At 60.6% G+C, this 22,344-nt stretch carries 20 protein-coding genes and 4 tRNA genes; 8 read left to right on the forward strand and 16 right to left on the reverse strand.

The genetic code is table 11. The annotated features are described in order from the left end of the window. Positions 1-25 precede the first annotated feature (25 nt). Positions 26-1,162, forward strand: a complete 1,137-nt coding sequence (locus J3P95_RS18435; RefSeq protein WP_434580178.1) for a catalase family protein — start codon at positions 26-28, stop codon at positions 1,160-1,162. 86 nt (positions 1,163-1,248) lie between these two features. Here the strand turns inward: J3P95_RS18435 and J3P95_RS18440 are convergent. From J3P95_RS18440 to J3P95_RS18455, 4 genes are all read right to left on the reverse strand, one after another. Further along, a tRNA-Asp gene (locus tag J3P95_RS18440) sits at positions 1,249-1,325 on the reverse strand. A 17-nt stretch (positions 1,326-1,342) separates the two neighbouring features. Beyond that, a tRNA-Val gene (locus J3P95_RS18445) sits at positions 1,343-1,418 on the reverse strand. 177 nt (positions 1,419-1,595) lie between these two features. Continuing rightward, positions 1,596-1,672: transfer RNA gene (locus tag J3P95_RS18450), tRNA-Asp, on the reverse strand. A 19-nt stretch (positions 1,673-1,691) separates the two neighbouring features. Beyond that, positions 1,692-1,767 (reverse strand) — tRNA-Val (locus J3P95_RS18455). Positions 1,768-1,927: 160 nt separating this feature from the next. Here J3P95_RS18455 and rdgC point away from each other — a divergent pair. The 3 genes from rdgC to sugE all read left to right on the forward strand — a co-directional run bounded on the left by rdgC (position 1,928) and on the right by sugE (position 4,385). Further along, the gene (rdgC, locus tag J3P95_RS18460; RefSeq protein ID WP_434558187.1) at positions 1,928-2,848 is read left to right on the forward strand and encodes a recombination-associated protein RdgC; all 921 of its coding nucleotides are present in this window, start codon (positions 1,928-1,930) and stop codon (positions 2,846-2,848) included. Between the two features lie 140 nt (positions 2,849-2,988). Then, positions 2,989-3,954: a bile acid:sodium symporter family protein gene (locus J3P95_RS18465; RefSeq protein WP_434580176.1), complete on the forward strand. Its 966-nt coding sequence runs from the start codon at positions 2,989-2,991 to the stop codon at positions 3,952-3,954. Positions 3,955-4,070: 116 nt separating this feature from the next. Continuing rightward, positions 4,071-4,385, forward strand: coding sequence for a quaternary ammonium compound efflux SMR transporter SugE (gene sugE, locus J3P95_RS18470; RefSeq protein ID WP_434558189.1), 315 nt, complete (start codon positions 4,071-4,073; stop codon positions 4,383-4,385). 45 nt (positions 4,386-4,430) lie between these two features. Here sugE and J3P95_RS18475 read toward each other — a convergent pair whose 3' ends face one another. The 3 genes from J3P95_RS18475 to J3P95_RS18485 form a co-directional block, all read right to left on the reverse strand. Then, positions 4,431-6,305, reverse strand: coding sequence for an MFS transporter (locus J3P95_RS18475; RefSeq protein WP_434558190.1), 1,875 nt, complete (start codon positions 6,303-6,305; stop codon positions 4,431-4,433). An 82-nt stretch (positions 6,306-6,387) separates the two neighbouring features. Next, entirely contained in the window at positions 6,388-7,536 is a 1,149-nt protein-coding gene (locus J3P95_RS18480; protein WP_434580174.1) for a TDT family transporter, read from the reverse strand. Between the two features lie 103 nt (positions 7,537-7,639). After that, positions 7,640-7,951, reverse strand: a complete 312-nt coding sequence (locus J3P95_RS18485; RefSeq protein ID WP_434558192.1) for a cupin domain-containing protein — start codon at positions 7,949-7,951, stop codon at positions 7,640-7,642. A 135-nt stretch (positions 7,952-8,086) separates the two neighbouring features. Between J3P95_RS18485 and J3P95_RS18490 the strand changes: the two genes are divergently transcribed. Then, positions 8,087-11,557 (forward strand): hybrid sensor histidine kinase/response regulator, encoded by a 3,471-nt coding sequence (locus tag J3P95_RS18490; protein WP_434580172.1) that lies wholly within the window; start codon positions 8,087-8,089, stop codon positions 11,555-11,557. Positions 11,558-11,689: 132 nt separating this feature from the next. Here the strand turns inward: J3P95_RS18490 and rmuC are convergent, their stop codons facing one another. Both rmuC and J3P95_RS18500 read right to left on the reverse strand, forming a co-directional pair. After that, positions 11,690-13,075 carry a DNA recombination protein RmuC gene (gene rmuC, locus J3P95_RS18495; RefSeq protein ID WP_186614509.1) on the reverse strand — a complete coding sequence of 462 codons (1,386 nt, stop codon included), beginning with the start codon at positions 13,073-13,075 and terminating at the stop codon, positions 11,690-11,692. 175 nt (positions 13,076-13,250) lie between these two features. Further along, entirely contained in the window at positions 13,251-13,574 is a 324-nt protein-coding gene (locus J3P95_RS18500; protein WP_434558194.1) for a sel1 repeat family protein, read from the reverse strand. Between the two features lie 903 nt (positions 13,575-14,477). On the opposite strand from J3P95_RS18500, the gene J3P95_RS18505 reads away from it, so the two are divergent. From J3P95_RS18505 to J3P95_RS18515, 3 genes are all read left to right on the forward strand, one after another. Continuing rightward, a complete protein-coding gene (locus tag J3P95_RS18505) occupies positions 14,478-14,702 on the forward strand; it encodes a hypothetical protein (protein WP_007898912.1) in 225 nt (74 codons plus the stop codon). A gap of 276 nt (positions 14,703-14,978) precedes the next feature. Then, complete coding sequence (locus tag J3P95_RS18510) at positions 14,979-15,461, forward strand: hypothetical protein (protein WP_434558195.1); 483 nt, start codon at positions 14,979-14,981, stop codon at positions 15,459-15,461. Between the two features lie 144 nt (positions 15,462-15,605). Continuing rightward, entirely contained in the window at positions 15,606-16,886 is a 1,281-nt protein-coding gene (locus J3P95_RS18515; protein WP_434558196.1) for an OmpP1/FadL family transporter, read from the forward strand. A gap of 104 nt (positions 16,887-16,990) precedes the next feature. Here J3P95_RS18515 and J3P95_RS18520 read toward each other — a convergent pair whose 3' ends face one another. The 7 genes from J3P95_RS18520 to cobU form a co-directional block, all read right to left on the reverse strand. Beyond that, positions 16,991-17,542: a glutathione peroxidase gene (locus J3P95_RS18520; protein ID WP_186640644.1), complete on the reverse strand. Its 552-nt coding sequence runs from the start codon at positions 17,540-17,542 to the stop codon at positions 16,991-16,993. Between the two features lie 183 nt (positions 17,543-17,725). Continuing rightward, positions 17,726-18,934 carry an MFS transporter gene (locus J3P95_RS18525; protein WP_186640643.1) on the reverse strand — a complete coding sequence of 403 codons (1,209 nt, stop codon included), beginning with the start codon at positions 18,932-18,934 and terminating at the stop codon, positions 17,726-17,728. Positions 18,935-18,986: 52 nt separating this feature from the next. Then, positions 18,987-19,391, reverse strand: coding sequence for a MarR family winged helix-turn-helix transcriptional regulator (locus tag J3P95_RS18530; protein WP_434558199.1), 405 nt, complete (start codon positions 19,389-19,391; stop codon positions 18,987-18,989). A 72-nt stretch (positions 19,392-19,463) separates the two neighbouring features. Beyond that, on the reverse strand, positions 19,464-20,195 hold the full coding sequence (locus tag J3P95_RS18535; protein ID WP_434580168.1) for an adenosylcobinamide-GDP ribazoletransferase: 732 nt from the start codon (positions 20,193-20,195) through the stop codon (positions 19,464-19,466). Between the two features lie 2 nt (positions 20,196-20,197). Continuing rightward, the gene (gene cobC, locus J3P95_RS18540) at positions 20,198-20,773 is read right to left on the reverse strand and encodes an alpha-ribazole phosphatase family protein (protein WP_434580166.1); all 576 of its coding nucleotides are present in this window, start codon (positions 20,771-20,773) and stop codon (positions 20,198-20,200) included. Next, entirely contained in the window at positions 20,770-21,825 is a 1,056-nt protein-coding gene (gene cobT, locus J3P95_RS18545) for a nicotinate-nucleotide--dimethylbenzimidazole phosphoribosyltransferase (RefSeq protein ID WP_434580164.1), read from the reverse strand. The genes cobC and cobT overlap by 4 nt, the downstream gene beginning before the upstream one ends. Continuing rightward, positions 21,822-22,343: a bifunctional adenosylcobinamide kinase/adenosylcobinamide-phosphate guanylyltransferase gene (cobU, locus tag J3P95_RS18550; RefSeq protein ID WP_434558203.1), complete on the reverse strand. Its 522-nt coding sequence runs from the start codon at positions 22,341-22,343 to the stop codon at positions 21,822-21,824. Before cobU ends, cobT begins: the two co-directional genes overlap by 4 nt. Position 22,344 lies beyond the last annotated feature (1 nt).

A 22,344-nucleotide genomic window follows, 5' to 3' on the forward strand; every position in this document is an offset into this window, starting at 1 on the left:
ATCCCACAGGTAAAAGGATGTTTGCATGTTGATCACGCTCTGGCTGCGCCTCGGCGCCTTTTTGGGCAAGACGCTCTTGTGGCTGCTGGGCATCGGGCTGCTCGGCTGGGCCTTGTCCACCGCTTGGTTTGCCTGGCAACACAGCGGCTCGGTCTCGAACAAGGAGCAGATCCCCCCGGGCGAAAGCGCCATGACCCAGGACATCATCCAGACCGCCATCCGCATCGTCGATCAGCACCGCGAAGGCACCCGCTACCTGCGCGATGCCCACGCCAAGGCACACGGTTGTGTCATGGCCGAAGTCCAGGTGCCGAGCGATCTGCCAGCGCCTTTGCGCCAAGGGGTATTTGCCGAGCCGGGCAAGACCTGGCAGGCAACGATCCGCCTGTCCAACGGTAACGCCTATCCGCAATTCGACAGCTTGCGCGACGCGCGGGGGATGGCGATCAAGTTGCTGGAGGTGCCCGGCAAGCAACTGCTCGCTGGTCGGCAATCACAAGGCGAGCAGGACTTCGTGATGTTCAATCATCCGAACTTCTTTGTCAGTGATGTCGCCGAGTATCGTCAGAATGTGGCCGCTCAGGCTGACGGGAAGAAGGCGATGGCATTCTTCCCGAGCCTGGATCCGCGCACTTGGCAGATCCGTCATTTATTCATCGCCCTGGCGACCCTTTCGCCGCCCCCGACCAGCCCGACCCAGACCACCTACTTCTCGGTATCGCCTTACAAATTCGGCGCGGCCAATGCCAAGTTTCGCGTCGCACCGGACCCGGACAGCTGTCCAAGCTACACCTTGCCTGCGCAGAACCAGGACCTGCCGAATTTCTTGCGCAGCGCATTGAATCAGCAGTTATCCACAGATCGCGTGCCGGCCTGTTTTGTCTTGCAGATCCAGCGTCAGGATCCGAGCAGGTACATGCCCATCGAAGACACCAGCATTGAATGGCAGGAAGACGATGCACCGTTCGAGACGGTGGCGCGAATCAAGGTGCCGGCTCAGGATTTCGACACGCCCAAGCTGAACCTCGCTTGTGATAACCAGTCCTTCAACCCTTGGTTCGGCATCGAGGATCATCGGCCTATTGGCGGTATCAACCGTTTGCGCAAGGCCGTGTATGAGGCGGTCAGTGATTATCGTCACAGCCGGAACGCCGAGCAGTAGATAAAGTGCCGGACAACAAAAAGCCCGCTCAAATGAGCGGGCTTTTTGTTGGCAACCTGGCGTTCAGCATTCCAGATGACCGAATATGGCGCAGCGGACGGGACTCGAACCCGCGACCCCCGGCGTGACAGGCCGGTATTCTAACCGACTGAACTACCGCTGCGCGTAACATTGAAAGCTTGGTGGGTGATGACGGGATCGAACCGCCGACATTCTGCTTGTAAGGCAGACGCTCTCCCAGCTGAGCTAATCACCCTTCACTTTCGATGCGGTGCGCATTCTCTCACAGTTTTTTATAACGTGCTGATTTAATTGAAAAAGTCAGCAAAACAAATGATTCATGCGTACCGCGGAGAAACTGCAAACAGCAAAAAGCCCGCGTTAGCGGGCTTCTTGTGGTGACCTGGCGTTCAGTGTTCCAGGTTACCGAATATGGCGCAGCGGACGGGACTCGAACCCGCGACCCCCGGCGTGACAGGCCGGTATTCTAACCGACTGAACTACCGCTGCGCGTAACACTTGAAACGAATGGTGGGTGATGACGGGATCGAACCGCCGACATTCTGCTTGTAAGGCAGACGCTCTCCCAGCTGAGCTAATCACCCTTCGCTTTCGGTGTGGCGCGCATTCTACGGAGCACTCCCTAAGCTGGCAAGCACTTTTTACATTAATTTTCTCAGGCCTTCCAAAGGCTTAGCTAAGGGTTGGCCTATGGCGCCGCGAAGAGAATAATGCCCCCCTTTGTATAAAGGAGAGACTCACCCCATGTGGTTCAAGAACCTGCTTATCTATCGCCTGACCCAAGATCTGCCTGTTGATGCCGAGGCGTTGGAAACTGCACTGGCGACCAAACTGGCACGCCCATGTGCAAGCCAGGAGTTGACCACTTACGGTTTCGTCGCGCCCTTCGGCAAAGGCGAAGACGCGCCCTTGGTGCATGTCAGCCAGGATTTCCTGCTGATCGCCGCCCGCAAGGAAGAACGCATCCTGCCCGGCAGCGTCGTGCGTGACGCCGTGAAGGAAAAGGTCGAAGAGATCGAAGCCGAACAGATGCGCAAGGTCTATAAAAAGGAGCGGGACCAGATCAAGGATGAAATCATCCAGGCGTTCCTGCCTCGCGCATTCATCCGTCGCTCGTCCACGTTCGCCGCCATCGCGCCGAAACAGGGCCTGATCCTGGTCAACTCCGCCAGCCCGAAACGCGCCGAAGACCTGCTTTCCACCCTGCGCGAAGTCATCGGCACGCTGCCGGTACGTCCGCTCACCGTGAAGACGGCCCCAACCGCGATCATGACCGACTGGGTCAAGACTCAGAAAGCCGCAGACGATTTCTTCGTGCTGGACGAATGTGAATTGCGCGACACCCATGAAGACGGCGGCATCGTTCGTTGCAAGCGCCAGGACCTGACCAGCGACGAAATCCAACTGCACCTGAGCACCGGCAAGGTCGTGACGCAGCTGTCGCTGGCCTGGCAGGACAAGTTGTCCTTCGTGCTCGACGATAAAATGGTAGTCAAGCGCCTGAAGTTCGAGGACTTGCTGCAGGACCAGGCGGAACAGGACGGCGGCGACGAAGCCTTGGGCCAGTTGGACGCCAGCTTCACCCTGATGATGCTGACATTCGGTGAGTTCCTGCCGGCGCTGGTTGAAGCGTTGGGTGGTGAAGAGCTTCCGCAGGGAATCTAATGGCAGAAGTTGTCCTTTGGAAGCAAGCCCGCTCGCGATGACGGTCGATCACCCACAGTAATGTGGGTCGATAATCCGTTATCTTAAGCAGGCTCGCTTTCATGTCGGGCTGTGCTGCAACTAATAATAAGGATCAGGTCATGCGCGCACTGGTTGCATTGAGTCGTTTTGTCGGCAACACCTTCGCTTACTGGGTACTGTTGTTTGCGGTAGTAGCGTTTCTATTTCCCCAATGGTTTGTCGATCTGAAAGTGGCCATTGTGCCGTTGCTTGGCCTGGTGATGTTCGGCATGGGCCTGGCCCTGAAGACCGAGGATTTTGCCGAAGTGGCCCGCCATCCGGGACGCGTCGCCCTGGGAGTTGCTGCTCAATTCGTGATCATGCCAGGCACCGCGTGGCTGCTTTGCCAGATATTCAGCCTGCCGCCGGAAATTGCCGTGGGGGTGATCCTCGTAGGCTGCTGCCCGAGCGGCACATCCTCCAACGTCATGACCTGGCTGGGTCGTGGTGACCTGGCCTTGGCTGTGTCGATTTCGGCCATCACGACCCTGATCGCCCCGGTGATTACCCCGGCGCTGATCTGGCTGTTGGCCTCGGCCTGGTTGCCGGTGTCGTTCTCGGCGCTGTTCTGGTCGATCCTGCAAATAGTCCTGTTGCCGATCTTCCTTGGCGTCGTCGCCCAACGTCTACTGGGTGAACGGGTTCGTCTCGCGGTCGATGTGTTGCCGTTGGTGTCGGTGGTGAGCATCGTGATCATCGTCGCGGCAGTGGTCGCGGCCAGTCAGGCGAAAATCGCCGAATCCGGCCTGTTGATCATGGCAGTAGTGATGCTGCACAACAGCTTCGGCTACCTGCTGGGATATTTCACCGGGGGCCTGTTCGGATTGCCACTGGCCCAGCGCAAAACCTTGTCGCTGGAGGTGGGCATGCAGAACTCCGGCCTGGGCGCGGCCCTGGCCAGTGCGCATTTTTCGCCGCTGGCGGCGGTGCCCAGTGCACTGTTCAGCGTCTGGCACAATATTTCCGGCGCGTTGCTGGCAACCCACTTCCGGCGCATGAGTGAAAAGCAAGACCGTGAGCAGCTTGCCCGTCAAGCGGCGGACTGACCGGGCGCCTTGACCGAATAGTCAGCATTGGGCATCCTTTTGCCCAATGCGGGGACGACCTCGCGACTCCAAAGAGTTTTATCCGGGGACGACCCCATCCATCGATGAGGTGTGTGATGTCCTGGATCATTCTGTTTTTCGCTGGCCTGTTTGAAGTCGGCTGGGCTGTCGGCCTGAAATACACCGACGGCTTTTCCCGCCCTCTTCCCACTGCATTGACCGTTGCGGCCATGGCGATCAGCCTTGGCCTGCTGGGCCTTGCCATGAAAGAGCTGCCGTTGGGCACCGCCTATGCAATCTGGACCGGTGTCGGTGCCGTAGGCACGGTGATCGCCGGGATCATTCTGTTTGGCGAGTCGATGGCGCTGATTCGGTTGGTCAGCGTGGCGTTGATCATTGCCGGGTTGATCGGCCTCAAGGTCAGCAACTGAACCGAATGCAGGAGCCGGACTTCCCGGTTCCTGCATCGTTTTGCGTTATCGGACCGCGCCGCGAAGCTCTCCCACCATCGCCTGCAACTTCGCAGGCTCAGCCGTCTCGACCGCAACCGCCGAACCCGCCACCAGGGTCACTCGCGACCAGAACCGGCGAAAAAGCCCCTTGTCCGGATCGCGACTGAAGAAGCTGCCCCACAAGCCCTGCAACGCCAAGGGAATCACTGGCACCGGGGTTTCCTGGAGGATGCGTGTCAGTCCGCTCTTGAACTCATTGATCTCACCGTCGGCAGTCAATTTTCCTTCAGGAAAGATGCACACCAGCTCGCCGTCCTTCAGGTACTGGGCGATTCGGCTGAAGGCCTTTTCGTAGATCTGGATATCTTCCTGGCGCCCGGCGATCGGAATTGTGCCCGCGGTGCGAAAGATAAAGTTCAGGACTGGCAGGTTGTAGATCTTGTAATACATCACAAAACGAATCGGCCGACGCACCGCTCCGCCGATCAGTAAGGCATCGACAAACGACACGTGATTGCACACCAACAGCGCCGCGCTCTCATCAGGAATCGCTTCGAGGTTGCGATGCTCCACCCGGTACATGGAATGGCTTAGCAGCCAGATCATGAAACGCATGCTGAACTCTGGAACGATCTTGAAGATGTAGGCATTGACGCCGATGTTCAGCAGCGACACCACCAGGAACAGTTGCGGGATCGACAGTTTGGCCAGGCTCAGCAAGACGATGGAAACGACCGCCGAGACCACCATGAACAGTGCGTTGAGAATATTGTTGGCGGCAATCACCCGCGCCCGCTCGTTCTCCACGGTACGCGACTGAATGAGGGCGTAGAGCGGCACGATGTAGAAACCGCCAAAAATCCCTAGGCCAAGAATGTCGATCAGCACCAGCCAGGCATGCCCGAACCCCAGGATCTGCAGCCAGCCGTGGCCGTCGACACTGTCTGGGATTGCGCCGGAATGCCACCACAAGAGCAGCCCGAACACGGTCAAGCCGAAGGAACCGAATGGCACCAGGCCGATCTCCACTTTGCGCCCCGAGAGTTTTTCACAGAGCATCGAACCCAGGGCGATCCCCACCGAAAACACCGTAAGGATCAACGTCACCACGGTTTCGTCGCCGTGCATCCACTCCTTGGCATACGCGGGAATCTGCGTGAGGTAGATCGCCCCGACGAACCAGAACCACGAGTTGCCGACAATGGAGCGGGAAACCGCCGGGGTCTGTCCCAGGCCGAGCTTCAACGTGGCCCAGGACTGGCTGAAGATGTTCCAGTTCAAGCGCATCTGCGGCGAGGCCGCCGCCGCCCGTGGAATGCCACGGCTGGCCAGGTAACCGGCCACGGCGATGGCGACGATGGCCACCGACACCACCGGCGCGTAGTGCGCCGACGACATCATGATCCCCGCGCCGATGGTGCCGGCAAGAATCGCCAGGAACGTGCCCATTTCCACCAGGCCATTGCCGCCGACCAGTTCATCCTCGCGCAATGCCTGCGGCAGGATCGAATATTTCACCGGCCCAAACAGCGCCGAATGCGTGCCCATGGCAAACAGCGCCACCAGCATCAGCCACAAATGATCGAACAGGAAACCCAGCGCGCCGACCGCCATGATCGCGATTTCGCCGAGCTTGATCAGGCGAATCAGCGCGTCCTTGGCGAACTTTTCTCCGAATTGACCCGCCAACGCCGAAAACAGGAAGAACGGCAGGATGAACAGCAGCGCGCAGAGGTTGACCCAGATCGAGCGGTCACCCTCGATGGTCAGCTTGTAGAGAATGGCGAGGATCAGCGACTGCTTGAAAATGTTGTCGTTGAACGCCCCGAGGGACTGCGTGATGAAAAACGGCAGGAAGCGCCGCGTGCGAAGCAAGGTGAACTGCGAAGGGTGACTCATCTTCCATGTTCCTGAGTGGCGTGGACGCTTGTTTGGAATGACGCTTTTTCGATCCAGGCCACACATTACCTGTCTTTAACGATTATTTCGCCAGCCCCGCAATGCAGGGCGACACAAACAACTCACCGTGCCAGGCGCCCAGTAACGTGCGCCAGCCCACGATCAGCCACATCACCGCCAGCATCGCCACCAGCGCGCAACCGAACACATTGAAAAAAACCAGGCCCAGCAGGCTCGCCAGCTTCAGCGTCGTCAGGGCGAACACACCCAGCGGAAAGGTGAAGCCCCACCAGCCGAGATTGAACGGGATGCCTTCGCGCAAGTAGCGCGCGGTGATCAGCAGTGCCATCAACATCCACCAGAAACCGAAGCCCCACAGGGTGACGCCGGCAACCAATCCCAGCCCGGAGGCGACCTCGCCCACGCCCGACAGGCCATTGGCGGCAAAGATAATCGGCGCGTCACCCCCCAGCAGCAACATGCCCAGGGCGCCGGTCCCGATGGGGCCGAGGGCCAGCCAGCTCGAAGCGGCCATGTTCTCGTGCGGCAGTTTGTGCAAGGCCATGCGCAACAGCAGAATGGTCAGGATGCTGAACGCCACCGGCAGGGAAAAGGCCCAGAGCACGTAACTGGTCACCAGCATGACCAGTTGTGAATGGGCATCGGCAAGGTGCGGCGCCAACAGCCCGCCGCTGACAGCAGCCACTTCGGCGGCGACTACGGGCAGCAGCCACACGGCAGTCATCTGGTCGATGCGGTGTTCCTGGCGGGTAAACATCAGGAACGGAATCAGCACGCCGCAGGCCAGCGACATCGCCACGTCGACCCACCACAACAGCTCGATCAACGGCAACACCCCCTCGCCCCAGCGCGGCACGCCGAACACCAGGAAACCATTGATGATCGTCGCCAACCCCATGGGAATGGTGCCGAAGAACATCGACACGGTTGAATGTCCGAAAATCCGCCGGGCCTCGTCGAAGAAAAGCACCCAGCGAGCGGCGTAAAGTCCCGTGAACAAACCGAAGAGGAGAATGTTGAACAACCACAGCCCTTCGGCCAGCGCGTGCAAACCGGGGTAGGACCCTGGCAGTTGCGCCAGGGCCAGGGCCAGCACGCCGGTGCCCATGGTCGCGGCAAACCAGTTCGGGGTGAATTGTCGAATCACCTCCAACGGCCTTGGCAGGTGGCTAAGCGGTCGCAAGGGATATTTTTCGGCAAGGCACGTCACGGTGATTTCCTCTCCTCGAATGAGGTGAGGCCATGCTAGAGCCGAACAGAATATCTATATAACGGGTAATTTCTCTATGGGTTATCTATTCACCAGATACACCTCAAACGCTGCCCTCAGTCTCGATCACCAGGATTCTCGCTTCGCCTATAGGTCTGGCCACGTGCTCGGTGCCTACGGATGCGTAGAAAATGTCCCCGGTCTCCAACAAGGTATCTTTTTCGCTACCCTCTTCCCGGTAGCACATCTGCACTTGCCCATCGAGCACTACGAATACTTCCTGCCCATCATTGATGTGCCATTTGTACGGCTGATCAGTCCAGTGCAAGCGCGTGGTGATCCCGTTCATATTGGCGATATCCAGCGCCGCCCAGGCGCGGTCGCCAACGAAGGATTTACTGCGGATAATTTTCAAGAGGATGTCCGAAAAAAGGCTTGGGCACCAAGACTACCCCCATGCCTCGACCTTGGTCGACACTGACGAACCCGAGCGGGCATGCGAGACTGTCGTGCCGGGCTCAAGCCCGGAAGGATTTGTCTGGGAGTATCCATGTCGCTGTCCAGCGGGCTGATCGCCGTTGTTGCCCTGGCCTATATGGCCATCATGTTTGCCATCGCCTTCTACGGTGATCGGCGCAGCACGCCGTTGCCGCCGCGCGTGCGGGCCTGGGTCTATAGCTTGTCGCTGGCGGTGTATTGCACCAGCTGGACGTTTTTTGGCGCCGTGGGCCAGGCCGCCGAACAGCTCTGGTCATTCCTGCCGATCTACCTCGGGCCGATCCTGCTGCTGGTGTTTGCGCCGTGGGTCCTGCAGAAAATGGTGATGATCAGCAAGCAGGAGAACATCACCTCCATCGCCGACTTCATCGCCGCCCGCTATGGCAAGTCCCAGTCCCTGGCGATCGTGGTCGCGTTGATCTGCCTGGTCGGCGTGTTGCCCTACATTGCCTTGCAACTCAAGGGCATCGTGCTGGGAGTGAACCTGCTGATCGGCGCGGGTGCCGATGCAATGGGCACCCGCGCCCAGGACACGGCGCTGATTGTCTCGCTGATCCTGGCGCTGTTCACGATCGTGTTCGGCACGCGCAACCTGGATGCCACCGAACACCACCGCGGCATGGTGCTGGCGATTGCCTTCGAATCGCTGGTCAAGCTGTTCGCCTTCCTGGCGGTTGGCGCGTTCGTCACGTATGGCCTCTATGACGGCTTTGACGATCTGTTCAACCAGGCGATGCTCGCGCCTCGCCTGGAGCAATACTGGAAGGAAACCATCAACTGGCCATCCATGGTGGTGCAAACCGGGGTGGCGATGATGGCGATCATTTGCCTGCCCCGGCAATTCCACGTCACCGTGGTAGAAAACATCGACCCTCAGGACCTGCGCCTGGCCAAGTGGGTGTTTCCCGCCTACCTGGCCCTGGCCGCGCTGTTCGTGGTGCCGATCGCACTTGCCGGGCAAATGCTGCTGCCCACCTCCGTGCTGCCGGATTCGTTCGTCATCAGCCTGCCACTGGCCCAGGCTCATCCAGCCCTGGCGGTGCTGGCATTCATTGGCGGCGCCTCGGCCGCCACCGGCATGGTCATCGTCGCGAGCGTCGCCTTGTCGACCATGGTTTCCAACGACATGCTGCTGCCCTGGCTGTTGCGCCGCAACAACGCCGAGCGGCCCTTCGAAGTGTTCCGCCAGTGGATGCTGTCGGTACGTCGGGTAAGCATTGTCGTGATCCTGCTACTGGCCTACGTCAGCTATCGACTGCTCGGTTCGACGGCGAGCCTGGCGACCATCGGCCAGATCGCCTTCGCCGCCGTGACGCAACTGGCGCCCGCCATGCTCGGTGCGCTGTATTGGAAGCAGGCGAACCGACGCGGTGTGTTCGCCGGCCTCGCCACAGGGATTTTCCTCTGGTTCTACACGCTGGTGCTGCCGATCGCCGCCCACAGCCTGGGTTGGTCGTTGAGCAGTTTCCCCGGCCTGGCCTGGCTGCACGGCAATCCACTGGACCTGCCGATCACCCCATTGACGCAAGGCGTAGTCCTGTCGCTGGCCGGCAACTTCATTCTGTTCGCCTGGGTCTCGGTGTTGTCGCGCACGCGTGTGTCGGAACATTGGCAGGCCGGACGGTTTATCGGCCAGGAGATCAATGCTCGCCCCAACCCGCGCTCGATGCTGGCGGTGCAAATCGACGACCTGTTGCAACTGGCCGCCCGCTTCGTCGGCGAAGAACGGGCGCGCCAGAGCTTTATCCGGTTCGCCTATCGCCAAGGCAAAGGCTTCAACCCGAGCCAGAACGCCGACAGCGAATGGATCGCCCACACCGAGCGCCTGCTGGCCGGTGTGCTCGGGGCTTCTTCGACGCGGGCGGTGGTGAAAGCGGCGATCGAAGGCCGGGAGATGCAACTGGAAGACGTCGTGCGGATCGCCGACGAAGCGTCCGAGGTGTTGCAGTTCAACCGCGCGCTGCTGCAAGGCGCGATCGAAAACATCACCCAGGGCATCAGCGTGGTGGACCAGTCCCTCAGGCTGGTGGCGTGGAACCGCCGTTACCTGGAACTGTTCAATTATCCCGACGGCCTTATCAGTGTCGGCCGACCGATTGCCGACATCATCCGCTACAACGCCGAGCGCGGCCTTTGCGGTCCTGGCGAGGCTGAAGTCCATGTCGCCCGGCGCCTGCACTGGATGCGCCAGGGGCGCGCGCACACCTCGGAACGGCTGTTCCCCAACGGCCGGGTGATCGAGTTGATCGGCAACCCGATGCCCGGAGGCGGATTTGTCATGAGTTTTACTGACATCACCGCGTTCCGCGAAGCTGAAAAAGCCTTGACCGACGCCAACGAAGGGCTCGAGCAGCGGGTCGCCGAACGCACCCGCGAGCTGTCGCAACTGAACCTGGCGCTGACCGACGCCAAAGGCACGGCCGAAGCGGCCTATCAATCCAAAACCCGCTTCCTCGCCGCAGTCAGCCATGACCTGATGCAACCCCTCAATGCCGCGCGCCTGTTCTCCGCGGCGCTGTCCCATCAGCACGAAGGCTTGCCGAGCGAAGCCCAGCAATTGGTGCAGCATTTGGACAGTTCGTTGCGCTCGGCCGAAGATCTGATCACCGACCTGCTGGACATCTCCCGGCTGGAAAACGGCAAGATCAACCCTGATCGCAAACCGTTCGCCCTCAGCGACCTGTTTGACACGCTCGGCGCGGAGTTCACGGTGCTGGCGCGCGAGCAAGGCCTTAAATTCCGGGTTCGCGGTTCACGGCTGCGGGTAGACAGCGACATCAAGTTGCTACGCCGCGTCCTGCAGAACTTCCTTACCAATGCCTTTCGCTACGCCAAGGGACCGGTGCTGCTGGGCGTACGCCGCCGCGACGGCGAGCTGTGCCTGGAGGTCTGGGATCGCGGGCCGGGCATTGCCGAAGACAAACTGCAGGTCATCTTCGAAGAATTCAAACGCCTCGACAGCCATCAGACCCGCGCCGAGAAAGGACTGGGCCTGGGCCTGGCGATTGCCGACGGGCTGTGCCGCGTGCTCAGCCACACGTTACGGGTCCGCTCTTGGCCGGGGTGCGGCAGTGTCTTCAGCGTCAGCGTGCCGTTAGCCCGAACCCAAGCCGTCGAGCCCCAGATCGCGCCCGAACCCAACGGCCAGTTGCCCAGCGGCGCACAGGTGCTGTGTGTCGATAACGAAGACAGCATCCTGGTCGGCATGAACAGTCTGCTGACCCGCTGGGGTTGCCAGGTACGGACGGCGCGCAACCGTGAAGAATGCGAGCGCTGGCTCGCCCAAGGGGTCCGCCCGCAATTGGCGCTGGTGGATTTTCATCTGGACGACGGCGAGACCGGTACCGAGCTGATGACCTGGCTGCGCACGCGCATGGGCGAACCGGTGCCGGGGGTGGTGATCAGTGCCGACGGCCGGCCCGAGACGGTGGCGCAGGTGCATGCGGCGGGCCTGGATTACCTGGCCAAACCGGTCAAGCCTGCGGCGTTGAGGGCTTTGTTGAGCCGGCATTTGCCGCTTTAGAGAGCAACTGCATTCTATCGTGGCGAGGGAGCTTGCTCCCGCTGGATGCGCAGCGTCCCCTTGCGGTGTGTCAGGCAAATCCAGAGGGCCGCTGCGCAGCCCAGCGGGAGCAAGCTCCCTCGCCACGGGGGGTCAACCTTGAGAGGGCTCGGCTTCTTCCGGCAACTCAGGCAACCCATCCACATCCGCCATCGCTCTCTCAAGCAACTCGGGCGGTAGGCTCTTGCTGGCCCGGGCACCGAGTAATTTCAGCTGTTCGCTGCGGCTGATCAGGTTGCCGCGCCCTTCTGTCAGCTTGTTGCGTGCGGCGCTGTAGGCTTTGTCCAGCTGTTGCAAGCGGCTGCCGATTTCGTCCAGGTCTTGAATGAACAGGACGAATTTGTCGTATAGCCACCCCGCCCGCTCGGCGATTTCCCGGGCGTTCTGGCTCTGGCGCTCTTGCTTCCACAAGCTGTCGATCACCCGCAACGTCGCCAGCAAGGTGGTCGGGCTGACAATCACGATGTTGCGATCGAACGCCTCCTGGAACAGGTTCGGCTCGGCTTGCAGCGCGGCGGAGAATGCCGCTTCGATCGGCACGAACAGCAACACGAAATCCAGGCTGTGCAGCCCGTCCAGGCGTTTGTAATCCTTGCCGGCCAAGCCTTTGACGTGAGCGCGCAACGATACGACATGTTGCTTGAGGGCAAGCTGGCCGATGGCGTCGTCTTCGGCGGCGACGTATTGCTGATAGGCCGTCAGGCTGACCTTGGAGTCGACCACTACTTGCTTGTCGCCGGGCAGGTAAATTAGCACGTCGGGCTGGAAACGTTCACCGTCCGGGCCTTTGAGACTGACCTGAGTCTGGTATTCGCGGCCCTTTTCCAAACCGGCATGTTCGAGCACTCGCTCGAGGATCAGCTCCCCCCAGTTGCCCTGGGTCTTTTGTCCCTTGAGGGCACGGGTCAGGTTGGTGGCTTCATCGCTCAGGCGCAGGTTCAGCTGTTGCAGCCGCTCCAGTTCTTTGCCCAAGGAGAACCGTTCGCGCGCCTCGGCCTGATAACTTTCCTCGACGCGTTTTTCGAAGGACTGGATGCGTTCCTTCAGCGGATCGAGCAATTGCCCCAGGCGCTGCTGGCTGGTTTCGGCGAAACGCTGTTCACGCTCATCGAAGATTTTCCCGGCCAGCTCGGCGAACTGGGCCCGCAACGCATCTCGCGAACCTTGCAAGTCGTCCAGGCGCTGCTGATGGCTTTCCTGCTGCTCGCGCAATTCGGCCTGCAACGAAGCCGCGTGGGCATCGAGGCGTCGCAGTTCCGCTTCTTTATTGGCGCGCTCCAGGTTCCAGGCATGGGCTGCGTCCCTGGCGTTGTCGCGCTCGACCTGCAGCAACTCGACCTCGCGACACGCGGCGGCAAGTTCAGCTTGCTTGGCGGCATTGGCCTGGCTCAGGTCACTGATTTCGTCGCGACAGGCATCGAGTTGGGCGTTCAGCCCATCGTGGGCCATGTGGGCCGTGCTCAGGCGCTCTTCGAGCAATGCCAGCTCAGTCTGCGCGGCAGTGGCCCGGCGTTGCAGGTGCCAGGCCAGCGCCAGCAACGGCACTGCTGCGCCCGCCAGGCCCAGCAACAGGCTGGTCAAATCCAAAGCCATGACAGTTCCTGCCGATCAAATAAAGCCCGAAGGTTAACCAAGCAGCCAAGCGTTGCCCAGCTCAGTCTTCGATTTCACCCAGCGCCAGGCGGGCGCGGTGATCGCCGGCCCGGGCGGCTTGGCGTAACAAGTCGTGGCCGATGCGCCGGTCCCGCGCATTACCGCATTCGCGACACATCAGTTGCCCGAGGCGACTTTGTGCAGCCACCACCCCTTCTCGGGCCGGTTGCTTGAGCAAACGGCCGGCCAGATGCTTGACGCTGGGGCGTTCTCCCAGGCGTGGGCTATCCAATAGCCACTCGGCGACGCGCATCGACATGCGCTTGGGCGGGGTAACACCCGGGGGTACCGAGGTAACAGGATTTGATACTGAGCGAAACTTCATGACGCACTACGGGACAGATCGGAAGGCGCGCCACTCTACTCCTTTTTTCGTGCGGGTAAAGTCGAAAAAACCAGCACCCCCCGTGCTAGAGCAAGCGCTTGGGACAATCCACAGAAGCTGTGGATAACTCAGTGGACAACCTACCCTGAACTGTCCGCAAGCCCTGTGGAACGGGGCCTGCGCTCAAACTGACGATTTTTTCACCAGTCAAAAAAAGCGATGTTTTTCATTGACTTAAATTTTGGATGCAGGCACCCACCCCCGATTGTTCCAACATGACAATACCGTGACAGTCCGCACCGGGAGTGTGTACAAGTAACAGCCGAAGTGGTTATATCGCCGCGCTTTGTTGGCACCTACGGCGCAGAAAACCCTGTGGACAAGCGCAGATCTATGGCATCAGGCCATTATTTTCGCCGTGCCTGGGCCGGATCGAATCTTTTTTGACAAGAGCCCTTCCCTTCCACTATTCGATCCGTTAGTATCCGCGGCGTTAGTACCAAGCTGAAAGTCAATTCCGGGTCGGAAACATCTCTACGGTCAGCCATCCTAAAAAGGACGCCTTACTGAAAAAAGAGACCGCCCCCCTCGATGGTTTCCAGGTAACCCTTGCGCCAATACACTTCGAACGAATGCGAAGCGTGCTGCCAGGCTCACTACTCTGACCGAACCAACCTGCAAAATTGATCAGGATCTTCACCCCGGGCCCAGAACCTTTGCCCTTGATGTGCTGCCTGCCCTCCTAAGTACCTACCTGCCAGCCCAAGCGCGCACTCATATAGCGCTCAAACTGGCTGCTTTGTTCCAGTCAGGCTCTTCGTTCGACCAACGGTGGTCGACGTTACTGGAACGTTTTAACGTTGCACGGTTCTTAACCGTGTCATTTGTAGGAACACCCATAACATGTCTACTCAAATCCACACGCAGGATGCGATCCGCACCCTAACCAACGCTTTTGCCCCAATGAACTGCCTGATCATGGCCGCTCGCAAAGGCTGCTTCAGCTTCACGCTGGTCAACGAACACGGCATCGCTCGTCACAGCGAACGCTTGTATCCCGACCAGTACTCCAGCGCAGAACCGCTGCAGGCCGTGATCGAGCGTACCCGTCAGGCACTGGTTGCCTGAGACCCGAGACAACTGAAAACCCCAAAGGCCCCGCCCAAAACGCGGGGCTTTTTATTGCCCAAGGTTTCTCGATAAAGCGCAACGGCTTAAGCACAAACCGCTATAACAGTCATAACCGTTCGACGAACTTGGTTTAAAAACAGTCCTTTACAGCACAGATATGACACTACACTTCAACTCGAGCGGCATGATCCGCTTTCGGCGAAGCCTGATCCGATCCACTCGCTGCCAAGCCCTTACCGTCAGGCTTCGCCCATTTCCCATCTCGAGGGTTTTATGGGTATCGCCGCCAGCGAACTGTGTAGATACGTGATCCGCCCGACGCTCCTTTACCTGGGGCGTCACAGCACCACGGCGGAGACCTTGTTGCTGGGTATTGCCGCCAGCCAGTCCGGTCTGGGCGCTGCCTTGCATGATCGCCGCGGACACGGTTTGTACCGCATTACCGAACCTCGCCACCAAGCGCTGTGGGACGATTATCTGGCGCTGGATCCGGAACGTGCCAGCCTGGTTCGCGGCCTGGCAAGCCAACATGCCTTCCTGAGCAGCCCCCATCTGGAATTGACCGTCAACCTGCGCTACGCCACCGCCATCGCCTGGTTGCTGGTCGAAGAACAAGCCTCCCCATTGCCCAGTGCCGACGACTTGCTGGGTATGGCCCGGATCTGGCGACAGACTTTTCACCCTCAAGGTCGCCTGCGAGATTTCACTTGCGCCTGGCAAAACTGTGTTTCGCCGCTGAATCAGGTGGCTTGCTGAACGGAAAAAAGGAAAGTTCCTACAAAAGCGGCGATTTTGGTCAGATTGTCCTACAAAACCCCTCTAAATCAAGCCATACAAGCTATAGCGCTAGACCGAAAATGTTGGTAATTTTCGCCTCGGTGATCACCTGGAGTTCTAACAATGAAAAAAATGATGCTCAAAACCACCCTTGGCCTTGCCGTTACCTTGGCATCCACCCAAATTTTTGCCAGTGGCTTTGCCTTGAACGAACAAAGCATCAGTGGCATGGGCACTGGCTTCGCGGGTCGTTCTTCTTCTGCCGATGATGCGAGCACCGTGTTCGGCAACCCTGCCGGCATGTCGCGCCTCAAGCGCCAACAAGTTACCGGTGGTTTCGCTGTCATCGACGCGTCCACTGATCTCAACGACACCAGCGGCACCCAGTCCGGCACCAACGATGGCGACATGGTCCCGTTCACTGGCGTTCCGATGGGCTACTACGTCAAGCCTATCGATGATCAATGGGCTTTCGGCCTGGGCGTCTACGCCCCGTTTGGCCTGATCACCGACTATGAAAACAGCTTCCAGGGCCGCAATTTCGGCAGCAAGAGCGAAGTGAAGGTCGTCACCTTCCAGCCAACTATCAGCTACGCCTTCAACGACAAGGTGTCGATTGGTTTTGGCCCGACCATCAACCGGCTATCGGGTTCGTTGGAGTCGGCGTTGAACGTGCCGGTACCAGGCGTGCCCGAAGGCAACGTGAAGATCAAGGGTGATGACATTGGCTATGGCTACAATATCGGCGTACTGATCTTGCCAACCGATACCACCCGTGTCGGCCTGACTTATCACTCCAAGGTCAAATACAAGCTTGAGGGTCACACCGAAGTTAACCCCGGGGCTGGCACACCTCCTCCTCTGCTGAGTGCCGAGCGCTACGACGCCTCGCTGGACATCACAACACCTGAGTCCGTGGACTTCTCGGTTACTCAACAAATTAACGACGCCTGGACCGTTTATGCCGGTAGTACCTGGACTCGTTGGAGCCGCCTGAAAGACATCACAGTGAACAACGATGTAGGCACAAGTGGCGGCGGCTTTAATCCACTGCTTTTTGGCACCATTACCGAAGAACAGAACTGGCACGACACCTGGGCCTACGCCATCGGTACCTCCTACCAGTTGAACAAACAGTGGGTACTGCGCACCGGCCTGACCTTCGACCAGTCACCAACCAACAACACCGACCGCTCGCCACGCATTCCTACCGGCGACCGGACCATCTTCAGCCTGGGTGCCGGCTGGAGCCCAACCGAAGACCTGACCATCGACGTGGCTTATTCCTACCTCAAGGAAGAAAAAGTCAGCGTCAACAGCAGCAACGCTCTGGGCCAGGCCTACAACGCTGAATACGAAAACAGCGCCAACGGCTTCGGTGTCGGTGCAACCTACCGCTTCTGATAATTCACGGCGAGGCTGACTGTAACCAGGCAGCCGCTCGTCACTTGAAGCGATAAAAAGCCCCGCTCCCTGCAAAGAGGGCGGGGCTTTTTCGTGGCTGGCGGTCAGGGTTTGGAAGCGATGGCCGTTTCCACTGCCTTGATGAAATCAGGATCGTCTGGCTTGACCCGGCTGGAAAAACTGCCGACCACGTTGCCCTGGCGGTCCACGACGTACTTGTAGAAATTCCATTTCGGCGCGCTGGATTGTTCGGCCAAGTGCCTGAACAACGGAATCGCGTCCGAGCCCCGTACCGGTTGCGGCTCGGTCATGGTGAAGGTTACGCCATAGTTGACGTAGCAGACCTTGGCCGTCTCCGCGCCATCCTTGGACTCCTGTTTGAAATCATTGGACGGTACGCCCAGCACCTCCAGCCCTTCGCCCTTGTAGCGCTGGTTCAGCGCTTCCAGTCCCTTGAACTGTGGAGCGAACCCACAGAAGCTGGCGGTGTTGACCACCACCAAGGGCTTGCCGGCGAAACGCTGGCACAGATCGACGGTTTCCTTGGCCCTCAACTTCGGCAATGAGCCTTCCAGCAACGGCGGGCAATCAGCCGCCCATACGTGCCCGGACACAGCCAGCAGCAGGGCGGGAACAGCAAGCCAACGCATCAGCATGTCGGATTTTCCTTGTAAGCCTGTCAGACCAAGACGTTACTCCGCCGCGACAGGTGCCGTCCATCAATCAGCAGCTACCCATGCCCAGTTGCATCAAGGCCAGCCCGCCCTGGTGCCAGCCCCACCAGGCGAACGCCAGCAGCAGAGCCGCACCGGCCGCGAGCAACCATGGGCCGACGCGACTCATGCCGCACCGGCCTGGACTTGCAGACGCGCCACCGGACGTTCACGCACCGGCCAGTTCAGCGCCGCCGCCAGCAGGCTGAGCAAGATCGACACTTGCCAGATCAAATCGTAGCTGCCGGTGCGGTCGTACACCACGCCGCCCAGCCAGCCGCCGAGGAATGATCCCAACTGGTGAAACAGGAACACGATCCCACCCAGCATCGACAGATTTCGGACGCCAAATAGGGTCGCCACCGTGCCATTGGTCAACGGCACCGTCGACAACCACAAGAAGCCCATCGCCATTCCGAACACGTAGGCCGTGGTGGTCGTCACCGGCAGCCAAAGGAACAGGCCGATCACCACCGCTCGCGCCAAATAAAGCCCGGTCAGCAAGCGCGGCTTGGACATGCGCCCGCCCAGCCACCCGGCGGTGTAGGTACCAAAGATATTGAACAGCCCGACCAGGGCCAACACAGTGGTGCCGACGCTGGCGGGCAGGTGTTGGTCCACCAGATAGGCCGGCAGGTGTATGCCGATGAACACCACCTGGAAGCCGCAGACAAAAAAGCCCACGGCCAACAGCCAGAACCCCGAATGACCGCACGCCTCGCGCAACGCTTCGGAGAGGGTTTGTTCGTTGCCGCTCAGTGGCGCCGGCGCATCCTTCAACATGCTCACCAACGGCACGATCAACGCCACCAGCAGCCCCAGCGCCAGCAGCGCGGCGGACCAGCCGAGCCAACCGATCAAACCCAGCGTGCCCGGCAACATGGCGAACTGGCCAAACGAGCCGGCGGCACTGGCGATGCCCATGCCCATGCTGCGTTTTTCCGGCGGCACCGCCCGCCCGACCACGCCGAGGATTACCGAGAACGACGTGCCAGACAGGCCGATGCCAATCAACAAGCCAGCGCTCAACGACAGCGACCATGGCGAATCGGCCATGCCCATCAACACCAGCCCGAGTGCGTAGAGAACGCCACCGATCAATACCACTTTCGCCGCACCGAAGCGATCGGCCAGCGCGCCGGTGAACGGTTGCGCCAAGCCCCAGATCAGGTTTTGCAAGGCAATGGCAAAGGCAAACACCTCGCGACCCCAACCGAACTCGGCGCTCATGGGCGCGAGGAACAGGCCGAAGCCATGCCGCACACCCAACGACAACGCCAGGATCAGCGCACTGCCGACCAGGACCCAACCACAGGTACGCCACATCGATGTCATTGTTATTCTCCGGTCGCGGGTATATACCCACTTATCATCGGACGAACCAGCGTCACGCCAGTTCATCCAGCAAGGCCAGCAAGGTCGCGCGTTTCTCGGCGCCAAGCTTGTCGATCAGTTTCTGTTGCGCCGCTTCCCAGGCCGGCAACGCCGCCGCCAACCGCGCATGCCCTGTCTCGGTGAGCACGACGATACGGTTGCGCAGGTCGTCGCCCTCGGCCAGGGTCACCAACCCCTCGCCTTCCAGCACCCGCAGGTTGCGCCCCAGGGTGCTGCGGTCCAGGCCCATGGCCTCGGCCAACGAGGAAATGCTCGGCTGGTCCAGGCGCGCCAGGTTATTGAGCAAAGAATACTGGGCGACGTTGATCCCGAAGCCGTCGAGAGCGCCGTCGTAATACCTGCTGACGCCTCGAGCGGCACGACGCAGGTTGATGCACAGACATTGGGAAGGAAGCATGATGCGTGTATATACCCGCGACTGAATGAATGCAAATTTAAATCAACGGTTGCGTGCCGGCGAGGACCGGATTCAGCCCAACGCCAGGGTCACCAGAACGACCATTTCCAACAGTTCCAGCAGGGCGCCGGCGGTATCGCCGGTGCATCCCTGCAGCCTGCGCAGCATCAGCTGTCGCAACCCGAAAAATGCCAGCGCGGCGACCGCCAGCGACCATAGCCCTGCCCAACCCGCCAGCCATACACAACCCAGCGCACAGGCGGCCAACACCTGCCAGCCCAGGCGCCGCGGAAGATGATCGGCAAGCGCTTGGCCCAGCCCACCGGCGCGCACATAGCGCGTCGTCAGGAACAACCCCAGCAATGCGCCGCGCCCTACCATCGGCACGACAAGCAGCGCCAACGTCTGCTCCTGCTCGATCAGCGCCGCCAGCGCGGCCCATTTGAGCAGCAACACCAGCACCAGCGTAACGACAGCGATCGGCCCGCTGCGAGGATCCTTCATGATCAGCAACGTGCGCTCACGATCGCCGAAACCGCCAACCCAGGCATCGGCGCTGTCGGCCAGGCCATCCAAATGCAGCCCGCCGCTGAGCAGCACCCACGCCGCCAGCAACAGCGCGGCATGCAGCAGCGAGGGCGTGCCGAGCAACAGCGCATCGAGCGACCACAGCACGCCACCGAACAACAGCCCCACCAAAGGGTAAAACAGCAGTGAACGGCCCAGTTGTTCAGGCTCGGGCATGCCGGGCAGACGAATCGGCACGCTGCTCAGAAATTGCAAGGCGATCCAGAAGGGCAGCATCGTCAATTCGCCTCTTCAAGCACGGAGCCGGCCGACACTGAAAGGGAAAACAGCGCGCCGTGGCCGACTTCGACATTGAGCAACTGCTCGCGCGGCAGGCCACGGGCCCGGGCCAGCAACAGGCGCATCACGCCACCGTGGCTGACCAGCAAGACACGCTGCCCGGCGTAGGCCTGGTGCAAGCGTTCGATCGCCCTCAAGACACGCGACGAAAATTCGAGCACCGGCTCGCCTTCGGGCGGCGTGAAGGCATAAGGATCGGCCCAGAAGCGGCCGAGGGCTTCGGCGTCGTTCTCCATCAAAGCCGCCGCGCTGCGGCCTTCCCAGGCGCCGAAATGCAGCTCCTGCAGGTCTTTGTCCACTTGCACCGGCACGCCGAGTCGACTGCCGAGCTGCTCAGCGAAACGAGCGCAGCGCTGCAAAGGCGAACTGACCAAGCGATCCCACGGTCCGCCTCGTGCGACCGCCGCGTGCATCTGCTCCCAGCCCTTGGCCGTCAACGCATCGTCGAGGCTGCCGCGCAAGCCGCCGCCCAGTTCGGTTTCGCCGTGACGCAGCAGGTCCAGGCGCAAGGTCATGCCGGACGATCCGCCACGGCCGCTTCGGCAAACGTCGCCATTTGCCCGTGAAGGTCACAAGCCAGGCGTAACAGTGGCACCGCCAACGCCGCACCACTGCCCTCGCCCAGGCGCAAACCGAGGTCTAGCAGCGGTTCAGCGCCGAGGGTTTCCAGCACATGGCGATGACCTGGTTCGCCACCGCGATGAGCGAACAGCAACCACGGCCGGCATGCGGGATTGAGCCGCACCGCCACCAGGGCCGCGACGCTGCAGATGAACCCATCCACCAGCACGGCGATGCCCTGCTGGGCACAGGCCAGATACGCACCGACCAATGCTGCGATCTCAAATCCGCCGAGGTTGAACAAGGTCTGCAACGGATCCTCGCTCTGGGCCTTGTGCAGCGCCAGCGCCCGTTCGATCACCTGAGTCTTGCGGCTGATACCCGCCGCATCCAACCCTGTGCCCGGCCCGACCAGATGTGCTACCGGGCATTCGAGCAGGGCACAGGCCAGGGCGCTGGCCGCCGTGGTGTTGCCGATGCCCATCTCGCCGCCGATGAACAATTGCGTCCCGGTCGCCAAGGCGCGCATTGCGCTGTCACGCCCGGCTTGCAAGGCCTGCTCGCCTTGGGCAACGGTCATGGCCGGACGCTGGACGAAATTGGCGGTGCCAGGCCCCACGTTCAAATGGCGCACGCCGGGCAGGTCCAACGAGGGCGTGACAGTACCTAAGTCGACCACTTCCAGCGAGGCGCCCAATTGCCGAGCCAGGACACTGATGGCCGCGCCGCCGCTGACGAAATTGAGCAGCATCTGCCCGGTCACTTCCTGGGGAAAGGCCGATACGCCCTCAGCCACCACACCGTGGTCACCGGCGAAAATCGCGATCCACAGCCGGTCCAGGCTCGGCTTGACTTGCCCCTGCAGGCCCGCCAGTTGCACCGCCACCGACTCCAGTCGTCCCAGGGAGCCGGCCGGCTTGGTCAGTTGTTGCTGACGGGCCGCGGCCTGTTCCAGCGCTTGGAGATCAACAGGCTTGCACGGTTCCAGCCACCACCGGTGATTCATAACGCAGTACCTTTGAGAGTCAGGGGCAGGCCAGCAACGGTCAGCACGACGCGCTGACAACATTCGGCCAGGGCTTGATGCAGCCAACCGGCTTCATCGACGTAACGGCGAGTCAACTCGCCCAGCGGCACAACACCCATTCCGGTTTCGTTGCTGACAAAAATGATTTCACCGGGCAGCGAGTCGAGGCAGTTCAACAGTGCTTCGCGCTCGGCGTTCAGTTGCCCGAGATCGTCGAGCATCAATAGATTGGTCAGCCAAAGGGTCAGGCAATCCACCAGCAGGCATCGATCGCTGGCGGCGTTATCGCGTAGCACCCGCGCCAGCACCAACGGCTCTTCCAGCAACGCCCATTCCACCGGACGCCGGGCGCGGTGCTGGGCGACACGCTCGTTCATCTCGCCGTCCAGCGGTTGGCTGGTGGCGATGTAAGTCACCGGCAATCCTGTGTCCGTGGCGAGTTTTTCAGCCAGGCGACTCTTGCCGGAACGGGCGCCGCCGAGGATCAGTTGCAGCATG

This window comes from Pseudomonas sp. Z5-35 (assembly GCF_051131945.1).
In the GTDB taxonomy this organism is placed as follows: Bacteria; Pseudomonadota; Gammaproteobacteria; order Pseudomonadales; family Pseudomonadaceae; genus Aquipseudomonas; species Aquipseudomonas marvdashtae.